We start from the raw sequence: 26,991 nt of genomic DNA on the forward strand, positions 1-26,991 counted from the left end.
TTTGTTGCCTGCGCATCCTTTTCCGCACCACCCGCGACCGCCCACGCCGGTCCAACTTCAGGAACGCCATGAAACCCGCCCGTCTGCGCGCCGACATCCTGGCCGGCCTCACCACGTCCTTCGCCCTGGTGCCCGAGTGCATCGCCTTCGCCCTGGTGGCGCACCTCAACCCGCTGATGGGCCTGTACGGCGCCTTCTTCATCTGCACCCTCACCGCGCTGTTCGGCGGCCGGCCGGGCATGGTGTCCGGTGCGGCCGGCTCCATGGCGGTGGTGATAGTGGCGCTGGTGGTGCAGCACGGCGTGCAGTACCTGCTGGCCACGGTGCTGCTCGGCGGGCTGGTGATGATCGCCTTCGGCCTGCTGCGCCTGGGCAAGCTGGTGCGCATGGTGCCGCACCCGGTGATGCTGGGCTTCGTCAACGGCCTGGCGATCATCATCGCCCTGGCCCAGCTGGAGCACTTCAAGAGCGGCGGGGCCTGGCTCGGCGGGGCGCCGCTGTACCTGATGCTGGGCCTGGTGGCGCTGACCATGGCCATCGTCTACCTGCTGCCGAAGCTGACCCGCGCGGTGCCGCCGGCGCTGGTGGCGATCCTCGGCGTCGGCCTGCTGGTGTACCTGCTCGGGCTGCCCACGCGCACCCTCGGCGACATGGCGCACATCGCCGGCGGCCTGCCCGCCCTCGCCCTGCCGCAGGTGCCGTGGAACCTGGAGACGCTGCGGATCATCGCGCCCTACGCCATCCTCATGGCGCTGGTCGGCCTGCTGGAAACCCTGCTGACGCTCAACCTCACCGACGAGATCACCCAGAGCCGCGGTTACCCGGACCGCGAGTGCGTGGCCCTGGGCGCGGCCAACATGCTCTCCGGGGCGTTCGGCGGCATGGGCGGCTGCGCCATGATCGGCCAGACCGTGATCAACCTGGGCTCCGACGGCCGCGGCCGGCTGTCCGGGGTGGTCGCCGGGGTGATGATCCTGCTCTTCGTGCTGTTCCTCTCCCCGCTGATCGAGCGCATCCCGCTGGCGGCGCTGGTGGGGGTGATGTTCGTGGTGGCCCAGCAGACCTTCGCCTGGGCCTCGCTGCGGGTGCTGGGCAAGGTGCCGGCGAGCGACGTGCTGGTGATCGCCGTGGTGACCGTCATCACCGTCTTCACCGACCTGGCCACCGCCGTGCTCTGCGGCATAGTCGTGGCCGCCCTGGATTTCGCCTGGAAGCACGCCCGCGAGCTGTACGCCGACAGCCACCTGGAGGCCGACGGCAGCAAGCTCTACCGCATCCACGGCACGCTGTTCTTCGCCTCCACCACGCCCTTCCTGGAGCAGTTCGACCCGGCCGGCGACCCGCCGCAGGTCACCCTGGACTGCCGCCACCTGAGCTTCGTCGACTACTCGGCCATCGCCGCGCTGAAGACCCTGCGCGAACGCTACGCCAGGGCCGGCAAGCACCTGCGCGTGGTGCACCTGTCCGAGCGCTGCCGGCAGCTGCTCAAGCGTGCCGGGGTGCAGCACGGCTGATTCGGACGTTCATCCGAAAACGACCGGCCGCGCTGGTACGCCGGGAACCCTGTGGAATAATGCCGCCCCTTTTCTGACTAGGAGGTCCACATGGTCACTCACTTCCTGATTGGCACCAGCCAGGCCGCTTGCGGGCGCAGCGACCCGAACGTGGCGGGCTCGCAGGACGTCGCGCAGGTCAGCTGCAAGACCTGCCGCCGCACCAACGCCTTCACCCAGGCGCAGGATGCCGCGGGCGCCGCCCCGGCCGTCGCGAAGCCCGCCCCGGCTGCGGTGCAGAAGAGCCGGCAGCCCGCCCGCGCAGCGGCACAGCCCGCCGCCGGCGCCGCCTGGCAAGCCTGGCAGGCCCGCCTGAGCGCCCTCTCCGGCAAGGCCCGCCTGCCCCGCGGCAAGCGCCGCGCCCAGGCCTACGTCTGATCGCCCATGTGCTGGCGACGGCGCCCCCTGCGGGCGCCGTCGTCCGACGGAAGCCGGCCGGCGTCCGCTAGGCGCCCGCGCGGGCACGCCGCTCCAGCTCGGCGACGAACTCCGCCAGCGGCATCGGCCGGCCGAACAGGTAGCCCTGCAGGCAGGGCACGCCGCGGGCCGCCAGGTAGTCGCGCTGCGCCGACGTCTCTATGCCCTCGGCGATGACCTGCAGGTCCAGGCGGCCACAAAGGTCGAGGATGCTGTCGAGGATGTGCCGGGAACGGCTGTCGTCGTCGACGGTGGCGACGAAGCTCTTGTCGATCTTCAACGCGTCCACGTGGAAGCGGCGCAGGTAGGCGAGGCTGGAATGGCCGGTGCCGAAGTCGTCTATCGCCAGGCTCACCCCCAGTTCGCGCAGGCGCCCGAGCAGCTCGTCGGTGTGCGCATCGCTGCCGATCAGCTCGCGCTCGGTCAGCTCCAGCATCAGGGTCACCGAGCCCACCGGAAAGGCGCCGAGGAAATCCAGGCAATCGCCGAACAGGCTGCCGCTGCGCAGGTTCACGGCGCTGACGTTGACGCCGAGGTGGAAGCCCTCGCCCAGCAGCTGCGAATGTTTCGGCAGCACGGCCGCCAGCTGCTGCAGCAGGGAACGGGTCATGGGCACGATCAGGCCGCTCTGCTCCGCCAGGGGAATGAAGATGTCCGGGCTGACCAGCCCCGCGCGCGGGTGGCGCCAGCGCATCAGCACCTCGGCGCCGATCCAGCGGCCGCCGGTGGCCTCCACCAGCGGCTGGAGGAAGGGCACGAACTCGCCGGCGTACATCGCCCGCTCGATCTCGCGGGTGGGCGTCGCCGCGCGCCCCAGCAGCCAGTAGCAGCCAATGCCGAACAGCCCGCCGAGCACCGCCAGCATGGCGAACAGCGGCCAGTAGTCGGCCCCCATGGTCCGCCACTGGGCACCGGCCGGGAAGCCGCCGACCACCTGGTAGGGAAAGCGCGTCGAGGCCTGGCGCGTCTCGGCCAGGGGGAAGGCGTCGGGCGTGCCCTCGTGCACCTCGCCCGCCTCGTCCATCCAGCGCGGGCCGACCTGGATCACCAGGTCGCTGCGCTGGTCCACCAGTTGCAGCACGTTGCTCAGGTAGCGCCCGTCCACCGTCGCCAGCACGCCATCGCGGCCCTCGGCCAGGCGGTACACGATCAGCGCGAAGTCCGGCGTCACCGCATTGCCGGGCAGCAGGTTGAGGCGCCCGTCGACGAAAGCGGCGGCGTCCACCGGCTCGTCGAAGGCGCCGAACAGCGAGGTGCAGAACACCCGGCCGTTCCGAACCAGGTTGACCGAGCGCACGAAGGGTACGGTGGCGACCTGTTCGCGCAGCACCAGCTCGGCCGCGGAGCAGGGCCCCTCGGCGTAGGCGAGTGTGGCCCGCGCCGAGCCGGCGGCATTGGCGAGCATCACGTCGATCAGGTGCAGCGCCTCGCTGGCGGCGTGCCCCGCCTCGCGCCGGAGGCCGGCCTGGGTCTGCCAATAGATGATCACGCCGCCCAGCAGCAGCGGCAGCAGGGCGACCAGCAGGGAAATGCACAGGCGCCAGAGCAGGCGCCGGACTTTGCTCGATCCAGGCATCCGTGTCATCCCCGGCGCCGCCGCTGTCATCGGGCTCGGCGAGCAGCCTGAGCGGGCACCTGAAACCAGCGTAGATCATTCCGCCTGCGGCACCCTGGCCTCGGTGGCGATCCGCCAAAGGACGTATAATCCCCGCCTCGTCCCTGCCCCGAGCGCCGAACGACGCCATGCCCAAAGCCCGACTCCAGCCGGAGGGGAATTTCCCCCCCGCGCCCCTGCTGCGCCGCTTCGCGGCCATGTTCTACGACTTCCTGCTGTGCGTGGCCCTGCTGATGGTGGTCACCCTGCTCTACCAGCAGGTGCTGCTGCGCCTGCTGCTGGGTGGCGAGAAGCTCCGCCAGCTCGCCGACCAGGGCGGGCTGGTCGGCGACCCGCTGCTGTCCAGCCTGCTGTTCGTCAGCCTGTTCGCCTTCTTCGCCAAGTTCTGGACGCACAAGGGCCAGACCCTCGGCATGCAGGTCTGGGGCGTGCGCGTGCAGAACGCCGACGGCACCCCGATCAGCCTGATGCAGGCGCTGCTGCGCTTCATGATCGCCATCGGCTCCTGGGCCTGCGGCGGGCTGGGCTTCCTGTGGATGCTCTGGGACAAGGACAGGCGCACCTGGCACGACCGCTACTCGGAGAGCGTGGTGATCCAGATTCCCAAGGCGGTGCGCAAGGCGGCGCAGGGGCGGGGCTGAGGCTGGGGCGTGAAGGGAGAGGGTGCCGTTCGTGCCGCCGGGGCGTCCGGCGTGGCCTGGGAATCCAATCGCGGACAGAGTCCGCTCCTACGCGGGCCGAGCCATGCCATTCCCCTGTAGGAGCGCGCCCTGCGCGCGAATCGCGGGCAGGGCCCGCTCCTACAATGGGGCGACATGGGAGACGCGAATTTTGATCCAGTCACCCCCGCGAACGAGGGAGCCCAGAAGACAGTTGCTCCTACGCCCGTGCTTCCCTGAACCTGTCTTGCGCCGAGGTGCTCTTCGTAGGATGGGTATCGCTTCGCTCAACGCCATCCTACGAAAAGCCGTGCTTCCTGGAACCGTAGGAGCGGACTCCGTCCGCGATCAGGCCCGCCGGCCGCACCGAACCGTCCGGGACATCACCCCGCCCGCTTGAGCAACCACGCCCCCAGCAGCGCACAGATCGCCGCCGGCAGCAGCACCGCCAGCAGCGGCGGGAAGTTGAACACCTGGCTCGACGGGCCCAGCAGGTCCTGGGCGATGCGGAAGGTGAAGCCCACCAGCACGCCGGTGAACACCCGCTGGCCGAGGGTCACGCTGCGCAGCGGGCCGAAGATGAAGGAAATGGCCATCAGCACCAGGGCCGCGGTCACCGCCGGTTGCAGCACCTTGGTCCAGAACGCCAGCCAGTAGCGGTTGGTGCTCAGGCCCTGGTCCTTGAGGTAGTGGATGTACTCCCACAGGCCGCTGATGGACAGGGCCTCGGGCTCCATCACCACGGTGCTGAGCAGCTGCGGGCTGAGCTGGATGCTCCAGGCCTGCGCAGGCGAGCTGACCACTTCGCTGCGCTTCTCCTGCGGGTGCAGCAGGGTGGTGGTCACCTCTTCCAGCGTCCACTGGCCGTCGCGGAACACCGCGCGCCTGGCGAAGCTGGCGCTCTTGAGCACGTGGCCTTCGGCGAAATCGTAGCGGGTCACGCCCAGCAGGGTGCCGTCGGCCTGCACCACGTTGATGTGGATGAACTCCTGCCCCTGGCGGTGCCACAGGCCGTTGCGCGAACTGACCGCCCCGCCGCTGCTCTGCGCCAGGGCGCGGTCGCTCTGGGCCTGGGTCTCGGTGTAGGGCACCACGTACTCGCCCACCAGGATGCCGGCGAACATCAGCACCAGCATGGGCTTCATCACCGCCCAGACGATGCGCTGCAGCGACACCCCGGCGGCGCGCATGATGGTCAGCTCGCTGTTGCTGGCCAGGGTGCCCAGGCCCACCAGGCAGCCGATCAGCGCGGCCATCGGGAGCATGTCGTAGGCGCGGCTGGGGGCGGTGAGCAGCACGTATTTCAGGGCCACGCCCAGGGTGTAGTTCTCGTCCAGGGCACCCAATTGGTCGATGAAGGCGAACAGCAGGGCCAGGCCGAGGATCACCCCCAGCACCGCGAGGATGGCGACGAAGACGGTGGTGCCGATGTAGCGGTCGAGCTTACGCATGCTTGCGCTCCTTCACGGAGCGTGCGCGCGAGGCCGCCCATTTCAGACTCAGCGGTTCCCAGAAGGCCAGCAGCAGGCCGATGGCCAGGAAGACCGCATGCACCCACCACAGCCCCAGGGCCATGGGGATCTTGCCCTTGTCGAGCATGCCGCGGGCGGCGATCAGCAGGGCCAGGTAGGCCATGTACAGCAGCACCGCCGGCAGCAGCTTGAGGAAGCGCCCCTGGCGCGGGTTGACCTTGGACAGCGGCACCGCCAGCAGGGTGACGATGAACACCAGCAGCGGGATGGAGAAGCGCCACTGCAGCTCCGAGCGCATGCGCGGCTCCTTGCTGGCGAACAGGTCGCTGGTGGGGATGGCGTCGCGGTCGTCGATCTCGCTGCTCACCTCCGGCTTGGGCAGCAGCACGCCGTAGGTGTCGTACTTGATGGCGCGGTAGTCGGCCTGGCCCGGGGTGCCGTCGTAGCGGTAGCCGTCCTTGAGGATCAGGTAGCGGCTGCCGTCGGGGTGGATCTGCTGTTCGCCGGTGCTCGCCACCAGCACCGAGAGGCCACGGTCCTGGCCGTTGCGCGGCGGGTTCTTGTCGGAGATGAAGATGCCGCCGAGCTGGGTGCGGTCGTTGGTCAGCTGCTCGGTGTAGGTCACCCGCGAGCCGTCGCGCATCGACTGGAAGCGGCCCGGCGCCAGGGTGTCGAACTCGGTCATGGCGTCCTGCTTGTTCAGGATCAGCTGCATCTGGGCGATGCCCTGGGGCGCCAGCGACAGGCTCAGCCAGGCCACCAGCAGCGCCACCAGCGCCGCCGGCGCCATGCTGTAGGCCAGCAGGCGCTGCTGGCTCATGCCGGTGGCGGTGAGCACGGTCATCTCGCTTTCCAGGTACAGCCGGCCATAGGCCAGCAGGATGCCGAGGAACAGGCCCAGGGGCAGGATCAGTTGGAGGAAGCCGGGCAGGCGCACGCCCATGATCATGAACAGCGAGCCGGGGTCCAGCATGCCCTGGGCGGCCTGCGCCAGGTACTTGATGAAACGGCCGCTCATGATGATCACCAGCAGCACGGCGCTCACCGCGCTCATGGTGATCAGCACTTCACGGGACAGGTAACGGAAGACAATCAAACCGGGCACTCCAGGGTTGTCACGCTCGGGCGGCTACGCTCAAACTAGCCGCCGTGAGGCACTGCCGGCCCGTATAGCACGGGGCCGGTGAAAAATACGCGGCATTATCCTGCGATTCGCCGGGCCTGTCACTGCGCAGAAGCCAAGCCGGGTCGCCGACCACCCGCCACTTCGACCCTTCGTCCCGGGGACACCTTGCCATGGAATTCCTTGTAAAAAGCGTCAGTCCGCAAACCCTGAAGACCGCCACCCTGGTGCTCGCCGTCGGCGAAGGCCGCAAGCTCGGCACCGCGGCCCAGGCCGTGGACGCCGCCAGCGGCGGCGCCATCGCCGCCCTGCTCAAGCGCGGCGACCTGGCCGGCAAGGTCGGCCAGACCTTGCTCCTGCAAGCCTTGCCCAACCTCAAGGCCGAGCGCGTGCTGCTGGTGGGCGCGGGCAAGGAGCGCGAACTCTCCGACCGCCAATACCGCAAACTGGTTTCCTCGGTGCTGGCCAGCCTGAAGAACCTGGGCGGCAGCGACGCCGTGCTCGCCCTGGGCGACCTGGCGGTCAAGGGCCGCAACGCCCACGGCAAGGCGCGCCTGCTGGTGGAGACGCTGGCCGATGGCCTGTACGTGTTCGACCGCTACAAGAGCCAGAAGGCCGAAGCGCCCAAGCTGAAGAAACTCACCCTGCTGGCCGACAAGGCCGACGCCCCCGCCGTCGAGCAGGGCGCCAGGGAAGCCCGGGCCATCGCCAACGGCATGGCCCTGACCCGCGACCTCGGCAACCTGCCGCCGAACGTCTGCCACCCCAGCTTCCTCGCCGAGCAGGCGAAGACCCTGGCCAAGGAGCACAAGGGCCTGAAGGTCGAGATTCTCGACGAGAAGAAACTGCGCGACCTGGGCATGGGCTCGTTCCTCGCCGTGGCCCAGGGCAGCGACCAGCCGCCGCGGCTGATCGTGCTGCACTACAACGGCGGCAAGAAGGACGAGGCGCCGCACGTGCTGGTCGGCAAGGGCATCACCTTCGACACCGGCGGCATCAGCCTCAAGCCCGGCCTGGGCATGGACGAAATGAAGTTCGACATGTGCGGCGCCGCCAGCGTCTTCGGCACCTTCCGCGCGGTGCTCGAACTGCAGTTGCCGATCAACCTGGTGGGCCTGATGGCCTGCGCCGAGAACATGCCCAGCGGCGGTGCCACCCGCCCCGGCGACATCGTCACCACCATGAGCGGGCAGACCGTCGAGATCCTCAACACCGACGCCGAAGGCCGCCTGGTGCTGTGCGACACCCTGACCTACGCCGAGCGCTTCAAGCCGCAGTCGGTGGTGGACATCGCCACCCTCACCGGCGCCTGCATCGTCGCCCTGGGCGCCAACACCTCGGGCCTGATGGGCAACAACGACGCGCTGATCCGCCAGTTGCTCAAGGCCGGCGAGCAGGCCGACGACCGCGCCTGGCAGCTGCCGCTGTTCGACGAGTACCAGGAGCAGCTGGACAGCCCCTTCGCCGACATCGCCAACATCGGCGGGCCGAAGGCCGGCACCATCACCGCCGGCTGCTTCCTCTCGCGCTTCGCCAAGAAGTACCACTGGGCGCACCTGGACATCGCCGGCACCGCCTGGATCAGCGGCGGCAAGGACAAGGGCGCCACCGGCCGCCCGGTGCCGCTGCTCACCCAGTACCTGCTGGACCGCGTGAAGTAATGGCAAAGCGCAATCGTTCGAGGGGATCGCCGGCATGACGCGGGTCGACTTCTACGTCATCCCCAGCGCCGATCCCGACGCGCGCCTGACCATCGCCTGCCGCCTGGCCGACAAGGCCTGGCGGCAGGGCATGCGGGTGTACCTGCTGTGCGCCGACGAAGCCCAGCGCGAGGCCCTGGACGCGCGCCTGTGGAGCTTCCGCAAGGAAGCCTTCGTGCCGCACAACGCCGCCGAGGAAGACGCCCAGGCCCCGGTCACCCTGGGCCTGGGCGAGCCCCCGGCGGGCCGCCGCGACCTGCTGGTCAACCTGACGCTGGCGGTGCCGGCCTTCGCCGGCGAGTTCTCGCGCATCGCCGAACTGGTGGTGGAAGAACCGGCCATCCGCCAGGCGGCGCGGGAGAATTTCCGCTACTACCGCGAGCAGGGCTATCCTTTGCAGGACCATCGCCTGCCGCGCCTCTGACGCTTTACCGGAAAAATGGACAGCCGCAAGCCACCGCAAGACCCCGACCACCTGCTCGACGACCTGGAGTCGATCCACGACCTGCTCGGCGAGCCGGATGGCGAACCGCCCCTGCTCACCGAATCCTTCGAGCCGGACAACATCCCGCTGCTCTCCGACGTGGTGCAGGCCTCGCCACGGCCGTCCCCGGCCGAGGAACAGGCCGACGACGACCTGCCCGCGCCCAGCCGCGAGCAGGCCCGCCTGGACAGCGAACTGCGCGCCGCCGCGCAGCTGATCCTGCAGGACGTCATCGACGACTTCGTGCCGCAGATCGAAGCCGAGCTGCAACGCCGCCTGGAAGCGCGCCTGCAAAGGCTGCTGGCACAGCGCAAGCCCTGACCGGCGCAGGGCGCATGACCGTTCGCGGTTATCCGCCGCCGGCCGGAAACACCGATGCCAGGAACAACGGCGGATAACGCCTGCGGCGTTATTCGCCCTACGGTCCCGTGGAGGCCCCGGCGGGCTTTTGCTTGCCGCTTGTAGCTTGTGGCCTGCAGCTTGTTTATATTTGACGGTTTTCCGTTTAGCCGCCTACAGGGTCCCGCCGCGCTCATGGACAAGACCTACCAGCCCCACGCCATCGAATCCCACTGGTACCCCACCTGGGAGCAGAACAACTACTTCGCCCCGCAGGGTTCCGGCGAGCCGTACACCATCATGATCCCGCCGCCGAACGTCACCGGCAGCCTGCACATGGGCCACGGCTTCAACAACGCCATCATGGACGCGCTGATCCGCTACCGCCGCATGCAGGGCCGCAACACCCTGTGGCAGCCGGGCACCGACCACGCCGGCATCGCCACCCAGATGGTGGTGGAGCGCCAGCTGGCCGCCCAGGGCGTGGCGCGCCACGACCTCGGCCGCGAGAAGTTCCTGGACAAGGTCTGGGAGTGGAAGGAGCAGTCCGGCGGCACCATCACCCGGCAGATCCGCCGCCTGGGCTCCTCGGTGGACTGGTCGCGCGAACGCTTCACCATGGACGACGGCCTGTCCAACGCGGTGAAGGAAGCCTTCGTCCGCCTGTTCGACGACGGCCTGATCTACCGCGGCAAGCGCCTGGTCAACTGGGACACCAAGTTCCACACCGCCATTTCCGACCTGGAAGTGGAGAACCACGACGAGAAGGGCCACCTCTGGCACCTGCGCTACCCGCTGGCCGACGGCCACAAGACCGCCGACGGCAAGGACCACCTGATCGTCGCCACCACCCGCCCGGAAACCATGCTCGGTGACAGCGCGGTCGCCGTGCACCCGGAAGACGAGCGCTACCAGGCGCTGATCGGCACCTTCGTCGAGCTGCCGCTGGTGGGCCGGCGCATCCCGATCATCGCCGACGACTACGTCGACCGCGAGTTCGGCACCGGCTGCGTGAAGATCACCCCGGCCCACGACTTCAACGACTACGAAGTCGGCAAGCGCCACGACCTGCCGCTGATCAACATCTTCGACAAGGACGCGGCGATCCTCGCCACGGCCCAGGTCTTCCACCTCGACGGCAGCGTCAACGCCGAACTGGACGCCAGCCTGCCGGCCGCCTACGCCGGCCTCGACCGCTTCGTCGCGCGCAAGCAGATAGTCGCCGACTTCGAAGCCGCCGGCCTGCTGGAGAAGATCGACGACCACGCGCTGAAGGTCCCCAAGGGCGACCGCTCCGGCACCGTCATCGAGCCCTGGCTGACCGACCAGTGGTACGTCTCCACCAAGCCGCTGGCCGAACCGGCCATCGCCGCCGTGGAAGACGGCCGCATCCAGTTCGTGCCCAAGCAGTACGAGAACATGTACTTCAGCTGGATGCGCGACATCCAGGACTGGTGCATCAGCCGCCAGCTGTGGTGGGGCCACCGCATCCCGGCCTGGTACGACGAAGCCGGCAACGTCTACGTCGGCCGCAACGAGGCCGAGGTACGCGCCAAGCACAACCTGGGCGAGGCCAAGCTGCGCCAGGACGAGGACGTGCTGGACACCTGGTTCAGCTCGGGCCTGTGGACCTTCTCCACCCTCGGCTGGCCGGAACAGACCGAGTACCTGAAGACCTTCCACCCCACCGACGTGCTGGTGACCGGCTTCGACATCATCTTCTTCTGGGTGGCGCGCATGATCATGCTGACCATGCACCTCATCAAGAACCAGGACGGCACCCCGCAGGTCCCGTTCAAGACCGTGTACGTCCACGGCCTGGTGCGCGATGGCCAGGGCCAGAAGATGTCCAAGTCCAAGGGCAACGTGCTCGACCCGCTGGACATCGTCGACGGCATCAGCCTCGACGCCCTGCTGGAGAAGCGCACCAGCGGCATGATGCAGCCCAAGCTGGCCGAGAAGATCGCCAAGCAGACCAGGGCCGAATTCCCCGAAGGCATCGCCAGCTACGGCACCGACGCCCTGCGCTTCACCTTCTGCTCGCTGGCCTCCACCGGCCGCGACATCAAGTTCGACATGGGCCGCGTCGAGGGCTACCGCAACTTCTGCAACAAGCTGTGGAACGCCGCCAACTTCGTCATCGAGAACACCGATGGCCAGGACACCGGCGTGAACGGCGAGCCGGTCGAGCTGTCCGCGGTGGACCGCTGGATCATCTCGGCGCTGCAGCGCACCGAGCAGGAAGTCGCCCGCCAGCTCGACGCCTTCCGCTTCGACCTGGCCACCCAGGCCCTCTACGAGTTCATCTGGGACGAGTACTGCGCCTGGTACCTGGAACTGGTCAAGCCGGTGCTGTGGGACGAGAACGCGCCCATCGAGCGCCAGCGCGGCACCCGCCGCACCCTGGTGCGCGTGCTGGAGACCGCGCTGCGCCTGGCGCACCCGTTCATGCCGTTCATCACCGAGGAAATCTGGCAGCGCATCAAGGCTTCCGCCGGCAAGAGCGGCGACACCCTGATGCTGCAGCCCTGGCCGGTGGCCGACGAAGCGAAGATCGACGCCGCCGCCGAAGGCGACATCGAGTGGGTCAAGGCGCTGATGCTGGGCATCCGCCAGATCCGCGGCGAGATGAACATCTCCATGGCCAAGCGCATCGACCTGGTGCTGAACAACGCCTCCCCCGAGGACCATCGCCGCCTGGCCGACAACGAGCCGCTGCTGATGAAACTGGCCAAGCTGGAATCGGTGCGCGTGCTCGACGAAGGCGAGGAACCGCCGATGTCGGCCACCGCGCTGGTCGGCGAGCTGCAGGTGCTGGTGCCCATGGCCGGGCTGATCGACAAGGCCGCGGAACTGGCGCGCCTGGACAAGGAAATCCAGCGCCTGGAAGGCGAGGTCAAGCGCGTCGGCGGCAAGCTGGCCAACGAAGGCTTCGTCGCCAAGGCCCCGGCCGAAGTGATCGAGAAAGAACGCGCCAAGCTGGCCGAGGCCGAGCAGGCGGTGACCAACCTGATCCAGCAGCGCGAGAAGATCGCCAGCCTGTAAGCGTTATCCACAAGGCCCGCGATGCGGGCCTTGTGCTTTTCGCTTGTGCTACCTTCTGGCGTATCCCCCGGAGGACGCCATGAAGCGCACCAACGCCCTGAACCTGCTGCAAAGCTGCAAGCCCGAGCTGGCCGAGCGCTTCGGCGTGGTCCGGCTCGCCCTGTTCGGCTCCACCGTGCGCGATGCTGCCAGGCCGGACAGCGATGTGGACATCCTGGTGGCCTTCGACGGCCCCGCCACCTCGGAACGCTACTTCGGTGTGCAGTTCTACCTGGAGGACCTGCTGGGCAGCAGCGTCGACCTGGTCACCGAAAAGGCCCTGCGCCCCGAACTGCGGCCCTTCATCGAGGCGGAGGCGGTGAATGTCTGAGGCGTCCGGGCGCGTCTGGTACCCTGGCGCATGCTCGTCGCCACGCGCAACCGGCTGATCCACGGCTATCTCGGCATCGACGACGATACGCTGTGGAGCATCGTCCGCGACAAGCGTAGCTGCGCCGTTGTTCCCGAACTCCGATGTTCCGGCCGGCGGCGGATAACCGCGAACGGTTATGCGCCCTACGCAGGACACCGGCGGCGGCGTAGGGCGCATAACGCCTACGGCGTTATCCGCCGTTGCCCTCGGCCACCGATGTTCCGTTCCAGAAAAGCACGGTCGTAGGAGCGGATTTCATCCGCGATAACCCAAGCCACCGGCGCGATTCGCGGATGAGATCCGCTCCGCTGCCCCACCTGCGCCATTCCCATGTAGGAGCGGGCCCTGCGCGCGAATCGCGGGCAGGGCCCGCTCCTACAACCAGTCAGAACACCGTGCCAACCGGGTAGACGTAGGCATTCACGTCATGGAAGGGCGTGCGCTGGTAGAACCATTCCAGCCGCGCATGCGGGTCCTTGGCGAAGGCCTTGTCGTCCTTCAGCTTCTTCTCGAACTCGGCCTTCAGCTGCGGGTCCTCGGCGAGCATCTTGCGCGCCATGGGCTCCATCACGTATTCCTCCGGCTCCTCGGCGGACACCAGGGTGGCGTTGAAGAAGCCCCAGGACCAGAAGGAATCCGGGCTCTCGGCGGTCAGCAGGTTGATCGCCAGCACGCCCAGCGGCTGGTCGGTGTCGATCACCACCGAGCCGGCCGGGAAGGTCTGCAGGCGCTGGAACGGCTTGCCGGTGCCGCTGACCAGCAGGTGCCCCTCGTAGCCGGGGATTTCGTTGGCCGCGGCGCGGTCCGGCTCGAAGCCGCCGGCCAGCTTGATGTCGTCCATGCGGTACAGGGTGACCTCGATGGCGGTCGGCTGCTCCAGGGTCTGCATGCGGATGCCGTGGGCCTTGAGCCGGGCGATGACCTCGCGCCACTGCACCGGCACCACGTACTGCTTCGGCCGCCTGACCACCAGGTCGGGCACCGAGTTGTCGCTGATCGGTACCTGCAAGGTCTTCGGCTTGTTGCTCCAGACAATGGTCCTGGCGCCGGTGATGGGCGACTGCTCGTAGTGGTAGTCGCCGACGACGAAGGGCGTGTGCTGCTCCTTGCCCGGCTTCCAGGTCAGGATCACCTCCTTCTGCGCCTCCAGGCGCTCGCGGTCCTTGGCGATGGCGGCCTTGAGCGACCCGGCGTTGTCGCCGATCACCCGGAACATCGCCTTGAGCATCACGTAGTTGCCCAGCACCTGGGTTTCATACGGGTGCAGCGCGTGCTGCTCGATGAGGATCGAGGGCACGTTGCGGATGTCGCCGTACTGGTTGGAGAAGCGCGCAAGATCGGTGCGGTAGGGGTAGTAGCCCTTGGCCGGGTCCTGGTTGTCGTTGAGGCTGATGCACTCGTGAACCACGTGGCCGTCGCCTTCCAGTTCCTTGTACACCGGGCCGCGCATGACCTCGTCCATCCACTGGCTGGATGCCGGCGACCAGCCGTTGCCGTTGTGGCAGTAGGAGCTGTCGTAGGGGTACATGGCGCCGTCGGTGGAGTGGGTGTCGGCGAAGAAGCTCAGGTCGTACTGGTTGAACACCCAGGCGACGTTGCGGATTTCCGCGCTGTCGAGCTTGGTGAAGTCGCGGTTGAGGTTCAGGTTCAGGCCGTTGACGCGCCAGCCGGTGACCTCCGGGCCGTTCTGGTTGATGCGCCCGTAGGGGCTGCGGCGCAGGTCGCCATCGACGTTCACGGTGGGGATGAAGAGGATGTTGACCTTCTCCAGCAACCCGGCCAGCGGCTTGCTCCCGGCGGTCATGTCGCGCAGCAGCATGAACATCGCATCCTTGCCGTTGGCCTCGCCGGGGTGGATCTCGGCCTCGACGAAGAGCGTCGGCTTGCCCGAGCCGTTCAGCCCGGCCGGCGATTTGTCGGCCTCGGTCGAGGCGGTCACCAGCAGCATCGGCTCGCCGCTGGCGCTCTTCTCCGGCAGCTCGCTCAGCAGCAGCCTGCCGCCGGAGGCATCGGCCAGCTTCTTCAGGTAGTCGCGGCTCTGCTGGTAGTCGCTGGTCTGCCGGAAGCCGCTGGACTCGGCCAGGGTGATCAGCGGGTCGTCGGGCCTGGCCAGGTAGCGGGTGCTGGCCAGCTTCTGCTCGAACATCGGCGGCAGGATGCGCTGCTTCGCCGCCGCCGGGTAGCCGCTGTCGTCGACGTAGCCGGGCGCCTGGGGCAACGCCGCCAGGGCCGGCAGGCTGCCGGCCAGCAGCAGCGCGGCGTACAGCGGGTGAAATCCTCGATGGCGCATGGGGGGCCTCCTTTCGCGGTGAGCCACGGCCCGGAGAACCTTAGACCATGATCCACACGGCCGAAGGGGCCGGTTGTCGCAGGCGTCATTCCGGGGTGGAATGACTACCCGAAGAAAGCTCGCTTGGCGCGGCGCAGGCTTTGGGCCGAAGATCGACGCGCCAGCGCGGCCTGGAAAGCCGCCGTCCCGACTTCCACAGGAGCCCGCACCATGTCCGACCTCCCCGCCCGCAATGGCGGCCAGATCCTCGTCGAAGCCCTGCTGCGCAACGCGGTGGACACCGTCTACTGCATCCCCGGCGAAAGCTACCTGCCGGTGCTCGACGCCCTGCACGACGCGCGCGCGATCCGCACCATAGTCACCCGCCACGAAGGCGCCGCCTCGAACATGGCCGACGCCTACGGCAAGCTCACCGGGCGCCCGGGCATCTGCTTCGTCACCCGCGGGCCGGGCGCCACCCATGCGGCCAACGGCGTGCACACGGCCCGGCAGGACTCGACGCCGATGATCCTCTTCGTCGGCCAGGTGGAAAGCGCCTTCAAGGGCCGCGAGGCGTTCCAGGAGGTGGACTACCGGCAGATGTTCGGCGGCCTGGCCAAGTGGGTCACGGAGATCGACGACATCCGCCGCATCCCCGAGGTGGTCGCCCAGGCCTTCGCCGTGGCCCAGTCCGGGCGCCCCGGCCCGGTGGTGGTGGGGCTGCCGGAGGAAGTGCTGTTCGGCACCGCGCAGGTGACGGACGCGCCCGCCCCGCGCATCCCGCAGGTCGCCCCGCCGCTGGCCGCGCTGGAAGAGCTGCGCAGCCTGCTCGCCCGTGCGCGCAAGCCGCTGCTGATAGTTGGCGGCACCGGCTGGGACGAATCCGCGCGCCGCGCCCTGCAGCGTTTCGCCCGGGCCAACGAATTGCCGGTGGTGGCCTCGTTCCGCCGCCAGGACCTGTACGACAACGACGACGCACAGTACGTCGGCCAGCTCGGCTTCGGCGCCTCGCCCAGGCTCACCGCACGGCTGCAGGAGGCCGACCTGCTGCTGGTGCTCGGCTCGCGCCTGAGCGAGACGCCCAGCGCCGGCTACACCCTGGTGCAAAGCCCGAACCCCGTCCAGACGCTGGTCCACGTCCACCCCGACGCCAGCGAACTGGGCCGCGTCTACCAGGCCGACCTGCCGATCCAGGCCAGCCTGCCGGCCATCGCCGCCGCCCTGGACGCCCTGCCGCCATTGGCCGAACGCCCCTGGACCGAATGGACGGCAGAGGCCCGCGCCGACTACCTGGCCTACGCCACCCCGCCGGCCAGCCCGGCCGAGCTGCAGGGCGTGGACCTGGCCGCGGTGGTCGGCCACCTCGCCGAAACCCTCCCCGAGGACGCGGTCATCAGCAACGGCGCCGGCAACTACGCGGTCTGGGTGCACCGCTTCTACCGCTACCGCGCCGCCCGCAGCCAGCTGGCGCCCACCAACGGCGCCATGGGCTACGGCTTCCCCGCCGCCATCGCCGCCAAGCTGCGCGAGCCGCAGCGCGAGGTGGTGTGCTTCGCCGGCGACGGCTGCTTCATGATGTACCCGCAGGAGCTGGCCACCGCCGTGCAGTTCGGCGCCGCGCTGATCGTCATCGTGGTCAACAACGGCATGCTCGGCACCATCCGCATGCACCAGGAACGCGAATACCCCGGGCGCATCTGCGCCACCGAACTGCACAACCCCGACTTCGTCGCCCTGGCCCAGGCCTTCGGCGCCCACGGCGAGCGGGTGGAGCGCACCGAGGACTTCGCCGCCGCCTTCCAGCGCGCCCGGGCCTGCGGCAAGCCGGCGCTGATCGAGCTGCGCACCGACCCACGGCAGATCACCCCGGTGGCGCGGCTTCCCTGAAAAGCGCCAAAGGCTTCGCTAAGCTGCATCGGGTCAAGGCATTGTTCCCCGCGACCGGGAACAATGCCTGCCGATTCGCCGGCTAAGGAAGCGCATGAATCCGCAACTGCTCTGGGTCCTGTTCCTGCTCGCCACCGTGGTGGCGCTGTTCGTCCTCAACCGGCCGCGCATGGACGTGGTCGCCCTGCTGGCCATGGTGGCGCTGCCGCTGACCGGCGTGCTCAGCGTGCAGGAAGCGCTGGCCGGCTTCGCCGACCCCAGCGTGGTGCTGATCGCCGCGCTCTTCGTGATCGGCGAGGGCCTGGTGCGCACTGGCGTGGCCTACCGCATCGGCGAATGGCTGACGCACAAGGCCGACAGCGACGAGACGCGCCTGCTGGTGCTGCTGATGCTGGCGGTGGCCGGCCTCGGCTCGGTGATGAGTTCCACCGGCGTGGTGGCGATCTTCATCCCGGTGGTGCTCACCGTCGCCGCGCGCATGAACGTGGCGCCGGCGCGGCTGATGATGCCGCTGAGCTTCGCCGGGCTGATCAGCGGCATGCTCACCCTGGTGGCCACGCCGCCGAACATGGTGGTGCACAGCGAACTGGTGCGCGAGGGCGAGGCGGGCTTCGGCTTCTTCAGCTTCACCCCCATCGGCCTGGTGATCCTGGCCCTGGGCGTGGCCTACATGCTGGTGGCCCGGCGCTGGCTCGGCCACGGCGACGACAGCGCCGGCAACGCCGCGCAACGCCGCTCGCTGCGCGACCTGATCCGCGACTACCAGCTGGCCGGGCGCGAGCGCCGGCTGCGCATCCGCGCCGACTCCCGGCTGGCGGGCATGACCCTGGGCGACGTGCAGCTGCGCACCGAGCGCGGCACCAACGTCATCGCCATCGAGCGCCTGGCGCGCTTCCGCCTGAAGATCCTCAGCCCCGGCGCCGAGGTGGTGCTGCAGGCCGGCGACGTGCTGCTGGTGGACATCTTCCAGCCGGGCATCGACCTGCTGCAGCTCTACCACGAGTACGGCCTGGAGCCGCTGAGCCTGCACGGCGACTACTTCACCGAACGCGCCCACGAGGTGGGCATGGCCGAGGTGACCCTGCCGCCGGAATCCGCCCTGCTGGGCAAGAGCGTGCTGGAGCTGGGCTTCCGCAGCCAGTACGGGCTCAACGTGGTGGGCCTGCGGCGCAACCGCGAGGCCGTGGTGGACGGCCTGCTGGAGGCCAAGCTGAAGGTCGGCGACACCCTGCTGGTGGTGGGCGCCTGGAAGGACATCCGCCAGCTCCAGGGCCAGGGCCGCGACTTCCTGGTGCTGAGCCTGCCGGCGGAGGTGGACGAGGCCGCGCCGGCGGCCAGCCAGGCGCCCCACGCGCTGCTGGCCCTGGGGCTGATGGTGCTGCTGATGGTCAGCGGCCTGGTGCCCAACGTGCTCGCCGCGCTCATCGCCTGCCTGCTCATGGGCCTGTTCCGCTGCATCGACATGGACAGCGCCTACCGCGCCATCCACTGGCAGAGCCTGGTGCTGATCGTCGGCATGCTGCCCTTCGCCCTGGCCCTGCAGAAGACCGGCGGCATCGCCCTGGCGGTGCAGGCGCTGGTCGGCGCGCTGGGCGGCGCCGGGCCCTACCTGATCCTCGCCAGCCTGTTCCTGCTCACCGCGCTGATCGGCCTGTTCATCTCCAACACCGCCACCGCGGTGCTGATGGCGCCGGTGGCCATCGCCACGGCCAAGGCCCTGGGCGCGCAGCCGGCGCCCTTCGCGATGATAGTCGCGCTGGCCGCCTCGGCGGCCTTCATGACGCCCATCTCCTCGCCGGTGAACACCCTGGTGCTGGGCCCGGGGCACTACCGCTTCGGCGACTTCGTGAGGGTCGGGGTGCCCTTCACCCTGCTGGTGATGATCGTCAGCGTGTTACTGGTACCCTGGCTGCTGCCGTTGTACTGAACGAACAAGGACGCCCCATGGAAGCGAGCAAGACCAAGAGCAGTTTCTACCGCCGCCTGTACGTCGCCTGGCTGGTGGACAGCGGCACGGCCAGCAGCGTGCCGGCGCTGATGGAAGCCACCGGCATGCCCCGCCGCACCGCCCAGGACACCCTGGCGGCGCTGGCCGACCTGGACATCGACTGCGTGTTCGAGCAACACGCCGGCGAGCGCAACAACGCCGGGCACTACCGCATCCGCGACTGGGGCGCCATCGACCCGCGCTGGATCGCGGCGAACCTTTCGAAGATCAAGGCGCTGCTGGGCTATCCCTGACACCGCACCGTAGTCCGCAAGAACGTAGGGCGAATAACGCTCCGCGTTATCCGCCGCTTGACCATGGCCCCAGGCCGCTCGGAGTCGAACTGGACGAGCCGCCCAGTTGGAACGCGGAGCCAACCAGGGCATGGGTGTAGCGGCGGATAACCGCGAACGGTTATTCGCCCTACGCCGGCACCGTGGTCCGCAAGAACGTAGGGCGAATAACGCTCCGCGTTATCCGCCGCTTGACCATGGCCCCAGGCCGCTCGGAGTCGAACTGGACGAGCCGCCCGGTTGGAACGCGGAGCCGACGAGGGCATGGGTGTAGCGGCGGATAACCGCGAACGGTTATTCGCCCTACGCCCAGGCAACCACCGCGCGGGACGCGCCAGACGAGGGGCATCTGTGGGAAAATCCCCCTCCGCTCCCCTGCCCCGCCGCCTGCCATGCCCAAGCCGCCGAAACGCCCCGCCAAGCCGCAACCGCTGCGCGACCCCGCCGCGAAGAAGCCCGACCTGCTGCACCCGCGCAACCGCCACCAGGGGCGCTACGACTTTCCCAGCCTGATCGCCGCCAGCCCCGAGCTGGGCGACTACGTGATCACCAACCCCTACGGCAAGCCCAGCATCGACTTCGCCGACCCGCAGGCGGTACGGGTGTTCAACCGCGCGCTGCTCAAGGCGCAGTACGGCATCGGCCACTGGGAGATCCCCGCCGACTTCCTCTGCCCGCCGATTCCCGGCCGCGCCGACTACCTGCACTACCTGGCCGACCTGCTGGCCGAGGACAACGCCGGCAGCGTGCCGCGCGGCCCCGGCGTGCGCGTGCTGGACATCGGCGTGGGGGCCAACTGCATCTACCCGCTGATCGGCCACCGCGACTACGGCTGGCGCTTCCTCGGCGCCGACATCGAGCCCGCCGCCCTGGCCTCGGCGCGCAACATAGTGCTGGGCAACCCGGGCCTGGCCGAGGCCATCGAACTGCGCCAGCAACCCGAGCCGCGGCACATCTTCCACGGCCTGCTGCACAGCGACGAACGCTTCCACGCCAGCCTGTGCAACCCGCCCTTCCACGCCTCGCCCGACGAGGCCCGCGCCGGCAGCCGGCGCAAGTGGAAGAACCTCGGCAAGCTCGACCCCTCGCGCAAGCTGCCGGTGCTGAACTTCGGCGGGCAGAGCAACGAGCTGTGGTGCGAGGGCGGCGAGATCGCCTTCCTCAGGCGCATGGCCAGCGAAAGCCGGGAGGTGGCGCAGCAGGTGCGCTGGTTCAGCTCGCTGGTGTCCAAGGCCGGCAACCTCGACGACTTCCGCCGCGCCCTGAAGAAGGCCGGCGCGCTGCAGGTGCGCACCGTGGACATGGCCCAGGGGCAGAAGCAGAGCCGCTTCGTCGCCTGGACCTTCCTCGACGCCGAGGCGCGCCGCGCCTGGTACGGCTGACTAGCGGATGAACTCGCGGCTGACGGCGCGGAAGGTCTCGCTGCCGGCGCGCTCCAGCCATTCGAAGGCGACCATCTCGCGGTTGACGATCACCGCGCCGGCCTGGCGCATGCGCTCCAGGGCCAGGGCCTTGTCCTCCGGGCGCCGCGAGCCGACCGCCTCGGCCACCACGTAGACCTCGCGGTCCTCGGCCAGCAGGCCGAGCACGGTCTGCAGCACGCAGACGTGGGCCTCGGTGCCGCACACCACGAACTGCCGGCGCTCGCCGCCGGGCAACTGCAGCAGGCCCGGGTCGGCCACCGCGGAGAAGGCGATCTTCTCCAGGATGGCCTCGGCCGGCAGCTGCTCGCGCAACTGCGCCAGGGTCTGGCCCAGGCCCTTGCTGTACTGCTCGGTGGCCAGCGCCGGCACGCCCAGGCGCCGGGCCACGGCCAGCAGCCAGGCGCTGTGCTGCAATACCGCCTCGGCGTCGTGGATGGCCGGGAACAGGCGCTCCTGGATGTCGATGATGAGGAGGGTCGAGGTGGGGGCGTGGAGCAGCATGGGGGTGTCTCCTGGGGGTGGTTCTTCTTTTTCGGCTTGCTGTGTGGGGGTGTCAACCGGGAAAGCAGGTCGACACAAACGCAGGGAAGAGAATGAGCAAAGGTGAAGCGCTGGAGCTGCGTCGAAGTCCGCTCCCTCTCCCTTCAGGGAGAGGGCAAGCGGGGTCACAGCACACACTGTCGCCCACCTCCACACCCAAGAAAAAGGCCCCTGAACAAGGGGCCCTCCTCTCTTCAGCCATGCACCCTCAATGCCCCGTCACGTCCCCGCGGCGGCTGGTCTCGAAGAGGAACCAGGTGCGCTGCTCGGTCTCGTCGATCCAGTTCTCGATGAGGCTGGCGGTGGCGATGTCGTGGTACTCGTCGCACAGGTCGTGGACCTCGCGCATGTAGGCGGTCAGCGACTTGTTGTCCTCCTGCAGCTCGGCCAGCATGTCCAGCGGCTGGACGAACTCGGCGTCGTTGTCGGCGATGCGCTTGATGCGGCCGATGTGGCCGATGGAGCGGATGGTGTTGCCGCCGATCTTGCGCACGCGCTCGGCGATGGGGTCGGTCATGGCGAAGATTTCGGTGGCCTGGTCGTCCAGCAGCAGGTGGTAGTCGCGGAAGTGCGGGCCGCTCACGTGCCAGTGGAAGTTCTTGGTCTTCAGGTACAGCGCGAAGACGTCGGCGAGCAGGCGGCTGAGGGCCGCGCTGAGGTCGCGGGTGGCATCCTTGGAAAGGTCCGAAGGCGTGGCCAGGGCCGGCGCGCGGCGCGGTGCCGGCTTGCTCGCGGCGGCGGGCTTGGCGGCGGGCTTCTTCGCTGCCGGTTTCTTCGCTGCCGCAGGCTTGGCGGCAGCGGGTTTGGCGGCGGCCGGCTTGGCCGCAGCCGGCTTGCTGGCGACGGTCTTGGGTGCAGCGGGTTTCTTCGCAGTGGCTGCGGTTTTCTTCATCTCGATCACCTCAAGGGGTCTTGTGGATGCCGCCCCTGTGCGTGCCGAAACTGGCGGTCCGGGACGAGCCTGGCGCACTCCCCGCGTGTTCCTCTCATGGCGGCGAGTGCGCTCTTGAGCCTACCTCGCCGCGCATCGATTGCAAGTCGTCGGGCCCGCCCAACGCATGGCGCAATGACGCCGGGCAAGGCTCAGGGCTGCACGGCGAAGCGCGCATCCAGGCGGCTGTACCCCATACCGACACCCTTGTGCACCTTGAGTTGCACGGGGATGCGTTCCTTGAGCGCCTCGACGTGGCTGATCACGCCGATGCTCTTGCCGCTGGCGTTGAGGCTGTCGAGGGCGTCCAGCGCCACTTCCAGTGTCTCGCCGTCGAGGGTGCCGAAGCCCTCGTCGAGGAACAGCGAGTCGATGCTGGTCTTGTGGCTGACCAGGTCCGACAGCGCCAGGGCCAGGGCCAGGCTGACCAGGAAGCTCTCGCCGCCGGACAGCGTGCGGCAGTCCCGCGCGACATCGCCCTGCCAGGTGTCCACCACCTCCAGTTCCAGCTCGCCGTCGCTGCGCCGCGCCAACTGGTAGCGGCCGTGCAGGCGCTGCAGCTGCCGGTTGGCCAGGTGCACCAGGTGGTCGAGGGTCAGGCCCTGGGCGAAGCGCCGGTACTTGGCGCCATCGGACGAGCCGATCAGGCCGTTCAGGCGCTGCCACAGGTCGTGGTGCGCCTCCTGCGCGGCGATCTCGGCGAACAGCGCCTGCTGGCTGGCGCGGCGCGCGTCGTCGCCCTGCAGCTGCGCCCGCACCTCGCCCTGGCGCTGGCCCAGTTCGCGCAGTTGCGTGGCGAGGGCCTGCAGCTGCTCGTCGAGGGCCGGCAGCTCCAGTTCGCCCAGCGGCTGTGCGCGTAGCTGGCGCTCGGTTTCCTCGGCGGCGACGCGCAGCGCCACGGCTTCGGTCAGCGCGGTGTCCAGGCGCGTCTTGAGTTCACCCAGGCGCTGGCGCTCGCCGTCTTCCAACAGCGCGGCGAGGAAAGCCGCCAGGTCGGCGAACGGGCTTTCTTCCAGAGCCTGCTGCCAGGTGCGCTCGCATTCAGCCAGGGTAGCGCGCGCCTGTTCCAGGTGCGCGGCCAGGCTCTGCTCGCGGCCGAGCAGCGCGTCGGCCTGGCGCTGCGCCGCCTGCAGGGCCGCCTCAGCCACTTGCAGGGCCTGCTGCGGCTGAGGCTCAGGCGCCAGCTCCGGCAGGGCCTGCTCGCCACTGGCGCTCCAGCGTTCGCGCCATTGCCCAGCCTGCGCTTCGGCTTCCTGCAACAGGCGCCGCGCTTCGCGCTCGGCCTCCTGCAGTTGCTGGTCCTGCTGCTGGGCCTGCTGCCAGGCGCGCCATTCTCCTTCGCGTTCGGCCAGCCAGGCCGCGCCCTGGCCGGGCAGCGCGGCGGCGAAACCGTCGAGGCTGGCCAGCAGCTCGGCGGCCTGGCGTTCGGCCTGGGCCTGCAATTGCTCCAGGCGTTGCTGTTGTTCCGCCAGGCGCTGCTGTGCGTTGTCCAGGTCGCGACGCAGCAGGGCCTCCTGCTGCAGCGCGGCCGCATGGCTGCGCTCGGCGTTCTCGCGGGCGCTGGCGGCCTGCTGCAATTCGCCCTTGAGCGCATCGAGCGCCGCCAGGCGTTCCTGCAGGTCGGCCAGGGCCTGCTCCTGGGCCTGACGGATCGCGGCCAGGCCAGCGGCACCCTCGATGGCGAGGTTCTGTTCGGCCAACTGACGCTGCCATTCGCTATCGAGCTGGTGCAGTTGTTCGCGCAGTTGCTCCAGCTGTTGCCGAGCCTGGGCAGCCTGGGCCGTCACGTCGGACAACTCGTCGCGCAGCGCCACGCCGTCGCTTTCCAGGGCGGCCAGGGCCGCGCGGCATTCGTCGAGGGCACGGCGCGTCTGCGACACGTCCAGCGCCTGGTAGCTGGCGATGGCCGGGTGTTCGTGGGAACCGCACAGCGGGCAAGCCTCGCCGGGCTGCAGTTGCGCGCGATAGGCCTCCAGGGCCTGGATGCGCTGCTCCTGCTCCAGCAGTTTCTCCTTGTCGGCGACCTGCTGCTTCAACCCCTTGTAGCGCTCGCGCAGTTCGGCGATCGCGGCCTCCTTCTGCGCCTGGCGTTGCTGCAGGGCATCGAGCTGCGGCTGCAGGCGGGCGGCCTGGGCACTTGCCTGTTCGCGGTTCTGCGCCAGCTGTTGCAGGCGGTCCAGCGCCCTGCCCTGCTGCTGCAACTGCTGCCAGCGCTCGCGTAGGGCGCTTTCGCCGGCGCCTTGCAGCAGGGCCTGCAAGCGCGCCTGTTGCTGCGCCTCGGCCTGGCGCGCCGCGTCCAGCGCCTGCCCGGCATCGGCCAGGGCCTGGCCATGAGAGGCGAGTTGGCCGTGCAAGGATTGGATGGCGGCGGACTCCTGCTCCAGGCGCGCGCAGGCGCCCTGCAGTTCACTACCGAGCTGTTCGCGCCGGGCGAACTGCGCGCGCCAGCCGCCCAGCAGCTCGCCCAGGCGGGCGCGTTGCGGGTGCGCGGCGAGCTGCGCCTGCACTTCGCGGCGCTGCGTGGCGAGTTCATCGATGGCGCGCTGGCGCTGCCCCGCCCACTGCGCACTGTACTGGCTGGCCTGCCACAGGCTGCGCACGACCTGCTCCGCGCAGTCCCGCTGCTGGCGCTGCAGGTCCGCCAGGCCGGTCTCGTCCCGCTCCAGCACTTGGCGCGCCTGTTGCCAGGCCGCATGCAGCGGCTGCAGGCGCGCCGCCGGCTCGCTGGCGGCCAGGCGCTGGAGGTTGGGGGCCGCCTGGAGCAACGCCTCGCGGGCCTGCTGCTCGCGCGCGGCGGCCTGCTGGTGCTGCTGTTCGGCGCGGCCCAGGTCCTCGCGCCAGCGGCGCTGGGCCTGCAGTTCGGCCTGGCGCTGGAGCAGCGGCGCTTCCTCGGCCAGCAGGCGCTCGGCCTCGGCCTGCAGTTCGCCACGCTGTTCCTCGCCGAGCAGTTCCATGCCCTCGGCACGGCTCCGCAACAGTTTCAGGTCGCCCTCCGCCGCCTTGGTGCGCTCGAACACGCGCTGGGAGATCAGCCCGTAGATTTCCGTGCCGGTGAGTTCTTCCAGCAGCGCGGCGCGGTCGTTGGCGCTGGCCTCGAGGAAGGCGGCGAAACCGCCCTGGGCCAGCAGCATGGATTTGGTGAAGCGGCCGAAGTCGAGGCCGGTGAGTTGCTCGGTCTGGCGCAGCTTGTCGTTGATCTTGTCGGTGAGGATCTCGCCTTCGCCGCCGGCGACGTCGATGCGCGCCAGCTCCACCTTGGGCGCCTGCAGCGCGCCGTCGAGCTTGTCGCGGGCCCGGCGCTGGCTCCAGAAGGCGCGGTAGCGGCGGCCCCGGACCTCGAACTCGACCTCGGCGAGGCAGTCGGCGGTGTGGCGGGTCATCAGTTCGTTGCCGCTCTGCGACAGCGTGCTCATGCGCGGCGTGCGGTGGTACAGGGCCAGGCAGATGGCATCCAGCAGGGTGGTCTTGCCGGCACCTGTAGGCCCGGTGATGGCGAACAGGCCGTTGCCGGCGAAGGGCTCGGCGGCGAAATCGATCTTCCACTCGCCCTTGAGCGAGTTGAGGTTCTTCAGGCGCAGGCTGAGGATGCGCATCAGGCTTGCTCCTCCCGCAGTTCGGCGACCACCTGGCGGTACAGCCCGGCCAGTTGCTGGCGCAGCGGCGGCTCCAGCTCCTCGGCGTCCAGGCGTTGTTCGAAGACGTCCTCGGCGGAGAGTTCGTCGAGGGTCTCGCGCGCCTCGCCGAACAGCCCGGCCTGCTGGTTGCCGCGCTCGCGGCGGGTGCGCAGCACTTCCACCGGCAGTTCCTCGCAAAGCTTCTCGACGCGCAGCTGGATGTCGTTCAGGTAGTCGTCGGCGCGCACCAGCACCTCCACCCACACCGGCCGTTCCGGCGTGCCCAGGCGCGCCGCCTCGGCCAGCGCATCGGGCAGACTGTCCAGGTTGCCGGCCAGCGACTGCAGGGGCTGGAAGCAGGGCACGGCGAGCGGCGTCACCGCGCGCAGGCCGCTTTCGTCGAGGTCCACCAGCAGCACCTCCTTGGCCTGCCGCGCCTCGTCGAAGCTCAGGGCGATGGGCGAGCCGCAGTAGCGGATGTGCTCCAGGCCACCGACCTTCTGCGGCCGGTGGATGTGCCCCAGGGCGATGTAGTCCGCCGCCGGGAAGGCGCTGGTGGGGAAGGCTTCCAGGCTGCCGACGTAGATTTCCCGCACCGACTCGCTGGCGCTGGCGCCGACCGTGGTCAGGTGCCCGGTGGCGACTATGGGCAGCCCGCCGCCCAGTTCGGCGCGCTTGGCCTCGGCCCGTTCGAACAGCGCGCGGTAGTGCGCCTGGATGGCCTGCTGCAGGGCCAGCTGCTTGTCCTGGGCGCTCTGCCCGGCCTGGCTGGCCAGCAGGTCGCGCGGGCGCAGGAAGGGAATGGCGCAGAGCACCGCGCCCGGCGTGCCATCGCGTTGCGGCAGCACCAGCAACTGCCGGTCGAGGTCGGCGCCGGCGGCGGCGATCACCCGCGTGCCGAGCACCGCCAGCAGCTCGCGGGACTCCTCCAGCATGGCCACCGAGTCGTGGTTGCCGCCCAGCACCACCAGGCTGGCGCCGGTTTCGCGCAGCTCGACGATGAAGCGGTTGTACTGCTCGCGGGCATAGCTGGGCGGCGCGCCGGTGTCGAACACGTCGCCGGCGATGATCACCGCGTCCACCCCGTGCTCGCGCACCCGCTCCACCAACCAGCGGCAGAAGGCGCGGTGCTCGGCCTCGCGGCTCTTGCCCATGAAGTGCTGGCCGAGGTGCCAGTCGGAGGTGTGGAGGATGCGCATGCGCCTGCTGTCCCGCTGTCTGATCCAG

Annotated in this window: 21 protein-coding genes; 13 read left to right on the forward strand and 8 right to left on the reverse strand. The window is 69.4% G+C overall.

Translation table 11 applies throughout. The features are described from left to right. Positions 1 to 68 precede the first annotated feature (68 nt). Both CHC02_RS00260 and CHC02_RS00265 read left to right on the forward strand, forming a co-directional pair. Positions 69 to 1,514 carry a SulP family inorganic anion transporter gene (locus CHC02_RS00260; RefSeq protein WP_089389518.1) on the forward strand — a complete coding sequence of 482 codons (1,446 nt, stop codon included), beginning with the start codon at positions 69 to 71 and terminating at the stop codon, positions 1,512 to 1,514. 90 nt (positions 1,515 to 1,604) lie between these two features. Beyond that, the gene (locus CHC02_RS00265; RefSeq protein WP_089389519.1) at positions 1,605 to 1,931 is read left to right on the forward strand and encodes a hypothetical protein; all 327 of its coding nucleotides are present in this window, start codon (positions 1,605 to 1,607) and stop codon (positions 1,929 to 1,931) included. Between the two features lie 67 nt (positions 1,932 to 1,998). Here CHC02_RS00265 and CHC02_RS00270 read toward each other — a convergent pair whose 3' ends face one another. Next, positions 1,999 to 3,546 carry an EAL domain-containing protein gene (locus CHC02_RS00270; RefSeq protein ID WP_089389520.1) on the reverse strand — a complete coding sequence of 516 codons (1,548 nt, stop codon included), beginning with the start codon at positions 3,544 to 3,546 and terminating at the stop codon, positions 1,999 to 2,001. Between the two features lie 167 nt (positions 3,547 to 3,713). Here CHC02_RS00270 and CHC02_RS00275 point away from each other — a divergent pair, with 167 nt between their 5' ends. Next, positions 3,714 to 4,226, forward strand: a complete 513-nt coding sequence (locus CHC02_RS00275) for an RDD family protein (protein ID WP_089389521.1) — start codon at positions 3,714 to 3,716, stop codon at positions 4,224 to 4,226. Positions 4,227 to 4,627: 401 nt separating this feature from the next. Here the strand turns inward: CHC02_RS00275 and lptG are convergent, their stop codons facing one another. Further along, positions 4,628 to 5,695: an LPS export ABC transporter permease LptG gene (gene lptG / locus CHC02_RS00280; protein ID WP_089389522.1), complete on the reverse strand. Its 1,068-nt coding sequence runs from the start codon at positions 5,693 to 5,695 to the stop codon at positions 4,628 to 4,630. After that, complete coding sequence (lptF, locus tag CHC02_RS00285; RefSeq protein ID WP_089389523.1) at positions 5,688 to 6,812, reverse strand: LPS export ABC transporter permease LptF; 1,125 nt, start codon at positions 6,810 to 6,812, stop codon at positions 5,688 to 5,690. Before lptF ends, lptG begins: the two co-directional genes overlap by 8 nt. Positions 6,813 to 7,012: 200 nt before the next feature. On the opposite strand from lptF, the gene CHC02_RS00290 reads away from it, so the two are divergent. The 6 genes from CHC02_RS00290 (at position 7,013) to CHC02_RS00315 (ending at position 13,065) form a co-directional block, all read left to right on the forward strand. Continuing rightward, positions 7,013 to 8,500: a leucyl aminopeptidase gene (locus CHC02_RS00290; RefSeq protein ID WP_089389524.1), complete on the forward strand. Its 1,488-nt coding sequence runs from the start codon at positions 7,013 to 7,015 to the stop codon at positions 8,498 to 8,500. A 34-nt stretch (positions 8,501 to 8,534) separates the two neighbouring features. Beyond that, a complete protein-coding gene (locus CHC02_RS00295; protein ID WP_089389525.1) occupies positions 8,535 to 8,963 on the forward strand; it encodes a DNA polymerase III subunit chi in 429 nt (142 codons plus the stop codon). A gap of 15 nt (positions 8,964 to 8,978) precedes the next feature. Beyond that, positions 8,979 to 9,344 carry a DNA polymerase III subunit chi gene (locus CHC02_RS00300; RefSeq protein WP_089389526.1) on the forward strand — a complete coding sequence of 122 codons (366 nt, stop codon included), beginning with the start codon at positions 8,979 to 8,981 and terminating at the stop codon, positions 9,342 to 9,344. A 213-nt stretch (positions 9,345 to 9,557) separates the two neighbouring features. Further along, a complete protein-coding gene (locus CHC02_RS00305) occupies positions 9,558 to 12,407 on the forward strand; it encodes a valine--tRNA ligase (protein WP_089389527.1) in 2,850 nt (949 codons plus the stop codon). Between the two features lie 79 nt (positions 12,408 to 12,486). Next, positions 12,487 to 12,777, forward strand: a complete 291-nt coding sequence (locus CHC02_RS00310) for a nucleotidyltransferase family protein (protein ID WP_089389528.1) — start codon at positions 12,487 to 12,489, stop codon at positions 12,775 to 12,777. A 15-nt stretch (positions 12,778 to 12,792) separates the two neighbouring features. Beyond that, entirely contained in the window at positions 12,793 to 13,065 is a 273-nt protein-coding gene (locus CHC02_RS00315; protein WP_279615526.1) for a HepT-like ribonuclease domain-containing protein, read from the forward strand. Positions 13,066 to 13,204: 139 nt separating this feature from the next. Here the strand turns inward: CHC02_RS00315 and CHC02_RS00320 are convergent, their stop codons facing one another. Beyond that, positions 13,205 to 15,109 carry a M14 family metallopeptidase gene (locus CHC02_RS00320; RefSeq protein ID WP_089389530.1) on the reverse strand — a complete coding sequence of 635 codons (1,905 nt, stop codon included), beginning with the start codon at positions 15,107 to 15,109 and terminating at the stop codon, positions 13,205 to 13,207. A gap of 210 nt (positions 15,110 to 15,319) precedes the next feature. On the opposite strand from CHC02_RS00320, the gene CHC02_RS00325 reads away from it, so the two are divergent. The 4 genes from CHC02_RS00325 (at position 15,320) to rlmF (ending at position 20,637) form a co-directional block, all read left to right on the forward strand. Beyond that, positions 15,320 to 16,975 (forward strand): thiamine pyrophosphate-binding protein, encoded by a 1,656-nt coding sequence (locus CHC02_RS00325; RefSeq protein WP_089389531.1) that lies wholly within the window; start codon positions 15,320 to 15,322, stop codon positions 16,973 to 16,975. A 94-nt stretch (positions 16,976 to 17,069) separates the two neighbouring features. Beyond that, the gene (locus CHC02_RS00330) at positions 17,070 to 18,902 is read left to right on the forward strand and encodes an SLC13 family permease (protein ID WP_089389532.1); all 1,833 of its coding nucleotides are present in this window, start codon (positions 17,070 to 17,072) and stop codon (positions 18,900 to 18,902) included. A 17-nt stretch (positions 18,903 to 18,919) separates the two neighbouring features. After that, entirely contained in the window at positions 18,920 to 19,216 is a 297-nt protein-coding gene (locus tag CHC02_RS00335; RefSeq protein WP_089389533.1) for a winged helix-turn-helix domain-containing protein, read from the forward strand. A gap of 431 nt (positions 19,217 to 19,647) precedes the next feature. Beyond that, a complete protein-coding gene (gene rlmF / locus CHC02_RS00340) occupies positions 19,648 to 20,637 on the forward strand; it encodes a 23S rRNA (adenine(1618)-N(6))-methyltransferase RlmF (protein WP_089389534.1) in 990 nt (329 codons plus the stop codon). Here the strand turns inward: rlmF and CHC02_RS00345 are convergent, their stop codons facing one another. From CHC02_RS00345 to sbcD, 4 genes are all read right to left on the reverse strand, one after another. Continuing rightward, complete coding sequence (locus CHC02_RS00345) at positions 20,638 to 21,180, reverse strand: hydrolase (RefSeq protein ID WP_089389535.1); 543 nt, start codon at positions 21,178 to 21,180, stop codon at positions 20,638 to 20,640. It lies immediately after the preceding gene. Between the two features lie 247 nt (positions 21,181 to 21,427). Then, positions 21,428 to 22,111, reverse strand: a complete 684-nt coding sequence (locus CHC02_RS00350; RefSeq protein WP_176450301.1) for a Dps family protein — start codon at positions 22,109 to 22,111, stop codon at positions 21,428 to 21,430. Positions 22,112 to 22,302: 191 nt separating this feature from the next. Next, positions 22,303 to 25,743, reverse strand: a complete 3,441-nt coding sequence (locus CHC02_RS00355; RefSeq protein WP_089389536.1) for an AAA family ATPase — start codon at positions 25,741 to 25,743, stop codon at positions 22,303 to 22,305. After that, positions 25,743 to 26,963, reverse strand: a complete 1,221-nt coding sequence (gene sbcD / locus CHC02_RS00360; RefSeq protein ID WP_089389537.1) for an exonuclease subunit SbcD — start codon at positions 26,961 to 26,963, stop codon at positions 25,743 to 25,745. The genes CHC02_RS00355 and sbcD overlap by 1 nt, the downstream gene beginning before the upstream one ends. Between the last annotated feature and the right edge of the window lie 28 nt (positions 26,964 to 26,991).

Source organism: Pseudomonas delhiensis (assembly GCF_900187975.1).
In the GTDB taxonomy this organism is placed as follows: domain Bacteria; phylum Pseudomonadota; class Gammaproteobacteria; order Pseudomonadales; family Pseudomonadaceae; genus Pseudomonas; species Pseudomonas delhiensis.